Source organism: Extensimonas soli (genome assembly GCF_029211265.1).
In the GTDB taxonomy this organism is placed as follows: Bacteria; Pseudomonadota; Gammaproteobacteria; order Burkholderiales; family Burkholderiaceae_C; genus Extensimonas; species Extensimonas soli.
This window is the reverse complement of the sequence record NZ_JARGEL010000013.1, coordinates 521,254-529,358: the sequence shown is the minus strand read 5'-3', so window position 1 is coordinate 529,358 and position 8,105 is coordinate 521,254. Positions and strand designations below refer to the sequence as shown.

Genomic DNA, 8,105 nt, shown 5'->3' with positions numbered 1-8,105 from the left:
CTGTTGGGGTCGTACCAACAGTTTGCCCGGCCGTCAGCTTCCTTCTCAGAATCATTGCATTGCCAGCGCCAGCAGCGGGCGCTCGGCTAAAGTAAGTGCCATTCGGGTCAGATTCCAATAAAAAGCCGCCTGGCAGAGATGGCGGAAAATTGGAATCTGACCCCAATTACATCAACCGCGCCCCCGCACCCAGGCAACGAAGCGCAGCCGGTATTCGGGCACCAGCCAGAAAATGGCGCCGGTCACCGCGGCGTTGGCCAGCCCGGTGAGCAGAAACAGCTGCGCAATGGAAAAGCCGCTTTGCAGCAACGCCCCGGCGATGAGCGCGCTGGCCACCATGAACAGTGCGTTCAGGATGTTGTTGGCCGCGATGATGCGTGCGCGGTGCGTGGGCGCGCTGCGCAGCTGGATCAGCGCGTACATGGGCACGCTGTAAAGCCCCGTGCTGAGGCTGAGCAGCGCCAGGTCCGCCATCACGCGCCAGTGCGCGGCCTGCGCCACGAAGCTGCGCAGCGTGTGCACCGCACCCGCGCCCAGATCCGTACCCCCGTCCGCACCAAGGCCCGCCGGCGGCGCCAGCCCGCGCGCGGCAAAGTAAAGATCGACGGCAAACACCGTCATGCCGATGGCGCCCAGCGGCACCAGGCCGATTTCCACATGCCGGTGCGAGAGCCTTTCGCACAGCAGCGAACCCATCCCTATGCCCACCGAAAACACCACCAGCAGCAGCGACGCCACCTGCTCGTTGCCGTGCAGCACCTCCTTGGCAAAGGCCGGGAAGTTGCTCAAGAACGTGGCGCCGAAGAACCACATCCACGAAATGCCCAGCAGCGAACGGAACACCAGCACCTGCGCATGCGCCAGCTTCAGGTTGCGCCAGGTTTCACTGACCGGGTTCCAGCAGATGCGCAGGCCCGGGTCGGTGGCCGGCGCCGCAGGGATGCGCTGCGCCGCCATGCGCCCGGCCAAGGCCAGCGCCACGCAGGCCACGGCCACGTACACATGCCCCCGTGGCGGCACCGCCACCAGCAGACCCCCAGCAACGTTGCCGAGCAAAATGGCCACGAAGGTGCCCGCCTCCACCACACCGTTGCCACCCGTGAGCTCGCGCTCATCGAGCACCTGCGGCAGGTAGGCGTACTTGACCGGGCCGAACAGCGTGGAGTGCAGCCCCATCAAAAACACGCAGGCCAGCAGCACCGGCAGCTGCACCGCCACAAAGGCCCAGGCCGTCAGCGCCATGATGGCGATTTCCAGGTTTTTGACCGCGCGCATCAGCGTGGCCTTGTCGAACTTGTCCGCGAGCTGCCCGCTGGTGGCCGAAAACAGCACGAACGGCAGGATGAACAGCGCCCCGATCACCACCCCCGCGAGCGCGGGCGGCAGCCACGCCACGTTCAGCTGGTAGGTCACCAGCACCGTGAGCGCAAACTTGAACAGGTTGTCATTGGCCGCGCCCGCAAATTGCGTCCAGAAAAACGGCGCAAAACGGCGCTCGCGCAGCAGGGCGAACTGGTTGGCCTGGCGGGGTCGGGAAGGGGTTGCGGTCATGGCAAGGGTATCGAAATGGTGGGGCAGGCTCTGGGGAAGTAACTCAACGGCCATGGCCCATTCTTCCGGTTTTCAACCTGCGCCGCTACCGGAATGCGTATCCAGCCAGTGCCGCCCTAGGGTGGTCAGGCGATAGCGCTGGTTGCGGCTACGTGGTTTTTCGGGCAAGGTCATCTCGACCATCCTCATCTCCAAAGCCGGCTTGAGGTAGGCCATACGAAAGTGCTCCTCTCCTTTCAGGCCAAGCGCAGACTGGATTTGCAGCCGAGACATCTCCCCAACCACGGCGCGCAACAGACGTTCGACTTCCCCTGTGACTTCCCCTGTGACTTCCCCTGTGACTTCCCCTGTGACTTCCCCTGTGACTTCCCCGCCACCCACTGTCGGGACAAGCGCCAGCGGATGGCGTGGCAGCCTGATCACGAACGAGAGGCGGTCGTCGTCCGTCTCGAACAGCGGCGCGGGCGAGCCATTGGCCGCCATTTCCTTCAGAATTTTCGGGATGCCGGTGGATCGCCCTTCGGTCATCTCCAGTTCCTTGAGAAACTCCCCAATCCGCCGATTCCGGTAGCGGCGACTGACAATACGCCCCGCCTGAAAGTCCTCCATCCGGATCGACCGATCCGGGCCGGGGAAGCTCAAGATGACCAGTTCCTCGTTGCTGATGCGCACCTCGATGGGCTCGCGCTCTTCGTAAGACCGGTGATAGACCGCGTTGACCAAGGCTTCCTCGATGGCGGCGTAGGGGAAGTTCCAGACCCGCGTGGCCTCGGCGCGGTCAGGATGCTTGATGACCGTCTCGCGCAGATAGTTGCGCTGGATGTAGCTCAAGGCCTCGCGCGTCATCCGCGCCAGCGGGCCCTTGAAAATCTTTTCCTCGAAGCGATCCCCGCCCGCGCCTTCGGGAAACCAGACCACATCGATCTGCACACCAGGGAAAAATCGCTCCGGCGTCTCATGGAAAAACAGCAAACCCACGTTCTTGGGCCACGGCGACTCGGTGGGTCCGCCGGCCACGTTCATCTGCCGAGCCAGTGCCTCGACCGATAACCCGGGTGCGTCCGCCGCCAATGCGCTGCCCACCTCCTGCAAGAAAGCCTGCATCAGGGGTTTGGACAGATCGTCGATCCGTGCCGACTGGTTGTAGCGGTCGTCGAACGGCACCTTGGCGGCCAGGCTCAACAATTCCTGCTCGGTGCCGCCCTTGGCCTCCACCGTGCTGCTGTAGCGGCGGATGTAATAGCGCCAGACCTTGTGCTTGGCCGTCACCGACTCCGGTGCCTTGTAGGGCCGGGTCTGTCCGCCCGGCGCCCACAGCACGATCAGCTTGCGGCCCCCGACTTGCTCAATGCTCAATATCGGGAAGTACGGCGGCTGGATCAACTGGCAGTGGGCCAGCAATTCCCTCTGGATTTTGTCGAGTTGGTTGTCGGCCAGCCCCTCCGGCGGGAATACCGGCTGGCCATTGGCGTCGCAATCCTGCCCGATCACCACATAACCGCCGCCAAGGTTTTCGAAGTCGTTGGCAAAGGCGCATACGGTGCGGATGATCGCGTCCGGGTTCCACCCGGTCTTGTACTCGATGCGTTCGCCCTCGACTGTGCGTTGGCGCAGCAGGTCATTGAGATTGATGGGAAGTTTCGTCATATCAAGGCCACATGCCGGCTATCCAGCAGTCTGCATCCGGCAAGCCGGAGAACACATTCTTGTGGTCGCACAAGGCGCGTGGCGGCTTGAGTGAAAAGAAGCCACCCAAGGCATGAAATATCGACGACTTGCCCGCACCGTTTTCGCCATAGACGAGCAGGTTTTTTGCCAGATGACGACGTAGCAACGCAGCCGCAGATGGCTGAACAAGATGTCGATATAGAAACCCTGATCGCCGACCTCGACATGATATTGCCGTCCGACGAACGCAAACCCCTGCCCCGGTTCCAGCAGGAATTTTTCCAGCTGGCCGATCAACCCGGTTTCCAGCTCGCGCTCGTGGAAGGGTTCTTCCAGCGTCAGAAAATCGAACAGATAAGGGTCTTTCAGCGTCTGCTGCACCAGGTCGGACTGGGGCGGCGACAGCCGTGCCGAGAAGTTGCTGGTCGCCTTACCCTGGCGGGTGTGGGCGGCGGTCTCGATCTGCATCAAAAGCACATTGCGGCTCCAGCCGTTGGTCAGCGTCGCCTCGGCGTACCACCGGCGGATGGCAATGTCCTTCACCTTCTCCATCAGCAGGGCGTGATGTCCCCACGGCAGAGACAACACCAGATCGGCCGCAAAAAGTGTCACCGCCTGTGGCACTTTTCCCTTGCCCGCCACTTGTGCCGCAGGCTGTGGCACAAATTCCAGCGCCCGGTATTCACGATAAAACGCCAGCATCCGCTTGATGTTGCGCTCGGAAAACCCCTTCACCTCCGGAAATTCGTTGCGAATATCCCGCGCCAGCCGGGGAATTACCGCCGCGCCCCAACCCTCGCTTTGCTGCCGTGCGTCCAGCATCTGGCCGATTTCCCAGTACAGGCGGATCAACTCGGCATTGACCGCCAGCATTGCCCGCGTCTGAGCCTGCCGGATGCGCTGTTTGATGTCGGTCGGCAGGCTGGGGTAGCGCGTGGGCGGCGGGGTTTTATCCATGATTACTCCCGCCCCTCGATGGTGCGCACCACGTCCAGAACTTGCAGGTCGAACAGCATGGCGTAGAGGGGGTGGCTGGTGGCGAAGATGCGCTCGGCCAATTCGTTGGTAGCGGTGACGAGTGCCCTGTCCTTGAGGCCGGCCCGCTTGCCGATGCCGGCTTTTTCGCAGGCGTCGAACAGGCGGATGTTGGCGCGATGCAGATCGTCGGGGATGCGACAGCCCCCAAAAACTCACCCCCAGTTGCTCACCCCAACGCAAAGCGCCACACCCCTTGTGCGTCGCGCGTGCGTGCCAGCTGCCCGGCGTACCAGAGGCGGTGCAGGTGCGCCACGGCCTCGCCCATTGCAAAAGTGGTCTGGTGCAGGTCGAGCTGGCGATGGAACAGCACGGGCAGCAGCTCGTGGGCCGTCACCGGGTGCTCGCGTGCCGTGACCAGCACGTCGGCCAGGCGCTCGCGGTGGTGCTCGTGCAGCTGTGCGATGCGTGTCTGCAGGCCCACGAAGGGCTTGCCGTGCGCGGGCAGCACCAGCGTGTCGGCGGGCAGCGCCTCGAAGCGGTCGATCGAGTCGAGGAACAGCGTGAGCGGATCGGCCTCGGGCTCGCCCTCATAGACGCTCACGTTGGTGGAGATGCGCGGCAGCATCATGTCACCGCTGATCAACAGGCCCAGCGCCGCGCAATACAGCGCCATGTGCTCGGGCGCGTGGCCGTAGCCGACGATGCAGCGCCATTCGTGTGCGCCTATGCGCAGCACGTTGCCGTCCATCAGGCGCCGGAAGGTCGGCGGCACGGCCGGCACGTGGCTGCTGTAGTAGCTCTTGCGCTGGCGGATTTTTTCAAGGTCGTCCGGGTCGCGCAGGCCGTGGCTCGCAAAGAACTGCGCCGAGCGCTCGGCGCGCACGTCGTCCACCACCGTGGAGTTGTAAAGCCCCGCCTGGTAATCGGTGGCGCTGATCCACAGCCGGCACTCGTGCGCGGGCGTGCTCCAGCGCTCGCACAGCCAGTGCGCAAGGCCGATGTGGTCGGGGTGCATGTGCGTGACGATCACGCGCAGAATCGGCAAGCCCTGCAGTTGGCTCGCAAACACCTGCTCCCAATCGGCGCGCGACTCGGCGCGGTCTATGCAGCAATCGACCACGCTCCAGCCGTCCTGGCCGTCGATGTGGTCGCGCAGCAGCCAGAGGTTGATGTGGTCGAGCGCATACGGCAAGGCCATGCGCAGCCAGAGCACACCGGGCGCCACCTCGATCGCACCGCCGCGTGGCGGCAGGCGGTCGGCAAGCGGATAGTGCAAGGCGCGTTCGAGTTCGGCGGCAGAGGGCATGGGCGGGGGCATGTGAGCGTGTGGACGGGGCACCGCGCCGCGGTGCAAGTCCTGTCGATTGTAGAAAGGATGCGCCCAGCGCGCTGTCCCCCACTTGCCAGCGCGCTTTGCGGGGCCGGCCACATTCCGAACCCCAACTGGCATTCGGGTGGGCCGAAGCCTCTCGGGCCGTTTCAGCCCTTGTGCACCAGCTTGATGATGCTCGAGAAGTCCTGCGCGCCGTAACCCGCGAGGCTGTGCGCCGCGTACAGGCCGCGCACCAGGCCGCCCAGCGGCGTCGCAGCCTTGACGGCGGTGGCGTTTTCTTGTGCGAGGCCCAGGTCCTTGAGCATGAGGTCGGTGCCGAAGCCGCCCGCGTAGCCCTTGGAGGCCGGTGCGTTTTCCATCACGCCGGGCCAGGGGTTGTATTTTTCGAGCGCCCAGTTCCCGCCCGAGCTGCGGCGCATGATCTCTGAAAGCACTTTGGGGTCGAGCCCGTTGGCCACGCCGAGCGCGATGGCCTCGCTGGTGCCGGCCATGAGGATGCCCAGCAGCATGTTGTTGCAGATTTTGGCCGTCTGGCCCGCGCCCACAGCGCCGGCGTGGAAGATGTTGCTGCCCATTTTTTCGAGCAGCGGGCGCGCGCGCTCGAGCGCCGCCGCCTCGCCGCCGACCATGAAGGTCAGCGTACCCGCAATCGCGCCGCCCGTGCCGCCCGAGACGGGCGCGTCGATGAAGTCGATCTGGCGCGCCGCCGCGGCTTCGGCCACTTTGCGCGAGGTGGCTGCGGCGATGGTCGAGCTGTCGATGACCAGCGTGCCCGCGCGCAATGCCGCGAGCAGGCCCGGCGCACGCCCGTCGCCGAGGAACAGCGCCTCGACATGCGGGCTCGCGGGCAGCATGCTGATGACCACGGCCGCGCCCTGCGCGGCCTCTGTGGCGCTGGGCGCGATCACCAGGCCCTCGGCGGCGAGCTTGTCGCACGCGGGTTTGGACAAATCGAAGCCGCGCACGCTGTAGCCGGCCTTGTGCAGATTCAGCGCCATGGGTCCGCCCATGTTGCCCAAACCGATGAATGCGATGTGCATGGTGAGGTCTCCTGAGTGCAAGTGGTGAAGTATGGGTTAAGTATCAAATAAGCCTCTAGCAGCCTGTCGGACTTTGGAATCGTCGGCTGCGAATGCGCCGCAGCGGCCCATTTTTTACCGTCTTCTTGCCCCATAGTCCCGTTATGGGGCGGCGAATCCGGCAAAAACTGGCCTCGCTGGGGCACCTTCTCGCTTTCGACGTCCAAAGTCCGACAGGCTGCTAGCCCTTGATAATCCTGCGCAAGAAGCTATCGAAATAAAAGCATTTCAAAAATTGGTCGGCGCGACAGTCAGCGAATCACCTCGGGCGCGTCGCCTTCGAGCATGCGCCGCGCGATGATCACGCGCATGATCTCGTTCGTACCTTCGAGGATCTGGTGCACGCGCGCATCGCGCACCAGGCGCTCGAGCGGAAAGTCGTTCAGGTAGCCGTAGCCGCCGTGCAGCTGCAGCGCCTCGTTGCACACGGCAAAGCCCGCGTCGGTGGCAAAGCGCTTGGCCATGGCGCAGTAGGTGCTTGCGTCGCGCGCGCCGGCGTCGAGCTTGGAGGCCGCCAGGCGCACCATCTGGCGCGCCGCGACGAGCTCGGTCGCCATGTCGGCGAGCTTGAACTGCAGCGCCTGAAAGCTCGCGATCGGCTTGCCGAACTGCCGACGCTCGTGCAGATAGCGCTGCGCGTGCGTGAGCGCACCCTGCGCCGCGCCGACCGAGCAGGTGGCGATGTTGATGCGCCCGCCGTCCAGGCCCTTCATGGCGATTTTGAAGCCCTCGCCCTCGCACCCGAGCAGGTGGTCGGCCGGGATGCGCACCTTGTCGAAGCTGATGGTGCGCGTGGGCTGGCTGTTCCAGCCCATTTTGTGCTCGCGCTTGCCGTAGCTGATGCCCGGCGTATCGGCCGGCACGGCAAAGGCCGAGATACCGCCCGAGCCCGACTGCGCGTCGCCCGTGCGTGCCATGAGCACCAGCATGTCGGTGCTGCCCGCGCCCGAGATGAAGGCCTTGCTGCCGTCGATCACCCACTCGTGCCCCACGGCCTCGGCGCGCGTCTTGAGCGAGGCTGCGTCCGAGCCCGCGCCCGGCTCGGTCAGGCAGTACGAGGCGAGCTTTTCGCCGCGCGTGAGCAGCTGCCCCCAGTGCTCGCGCACGGCGGGCGTGGCCCAGGTGCCGAGCATCCAGGTCGCCATGTTGTGGATGGTGATGAAGGCCGTGGTCGAGGGATCGACGGCGGCCATTTCCTCGAACACCAGCGTGGCGTCGAGCCGCGGCAGGCCCAGACCGCCCGCGTTTTCGGGCGCGTACAGACCGCAAAAGCCAAGCTCGCCGGCCTTGGCGATGGCCTCGCGCGGAAAAATCCCTTCGGCGTCCCAGCGCGCCGCGTGTGGCGCGAGCTCTGCCTGGGCAAACTGCCGCGCCGTGTCGGCAAAAGCCCGCTGATCGTCACTCAGCTCGAAATCCATGGGGGTGCGTCTCCTCGTGGTGTGTACGGTTGCGTGGTGGCAAAAATTCAGTGTTTTTGCCACTTCAGGAAGGCAGGA

At 64.8% G+C, this 8,105-nt stretch carries 5 protein-coding genes and 1 pseudogene; all 6 read right to left on the bottom strand.

The window, feature by feature from the left end:
* Positions 1-177 precede the first annotated feature (177 nt).
* Positions 178-1,551: pseudogene (locus PYV55_RS06565) on the bottom strand (MFS transporter); the annotation flags it as partial.
* Between the two features lie 72 nt (positions 1,552-1,623).
* Entirely contained in the window at positions 1,624-3,198 is a 1,575-nt protein-coding gene (locus PYV55_RS06560) for a Fic family protein (RefSeq protein WP_275849867.1), read from the bottom strand.
* Positions 3,199-3,216: 18 nt separating this feature from the next.
* On the bottom strand, positions 3,217-4,176 hold the full coding sequence (locus PYV55_RS06555; protein WP_275849866.1) for a PDDEXK nuclease domain-containing protein: 960 nt from the start codon (positions 4,174-4,176) through the stop codon (positions 3,217-3,219).
* 247 nt (positions 4,177-4,423) lie between these two features.
* On the bottom strand, positions 4,424-5,503 hold the full coding sequence (locus PYV55_RS06550) for an MBL fold metallo-hydrolase (protein ID WP_275849865.1): 1,080 nt from the start codon (positions 5,501-5,503) through the stop codon (positions 4,424-4,426).
* A 173-nt stretch (positions 5,504-5,676) separates the two neighbouring features.
* Entirely contained in the window at positions 5,677-6,570 is an 894-nt protein-coding gene (gene mmsB / locus PYV55_RS06545; RefSeq protein WP_275849864.1) for a 3-hydroxyisobutyrate dehydrogenase, read from the bottom strand.
* Positions 6,571-6,860: 290 nt separating this feature from the next.
* A complete protein-coding gene (locus PYV55_RS06540; RefSeq protein ID WP_275849863.1) occupies positions 6,861-8,027 on the bottom strand; it encodes an acyl-CoA dehydrogenase family protein in 1,167 nt (388 codons plus the stop codon).
* Positions 8,028-8,105: the final 78 nt, after the last annotated feature.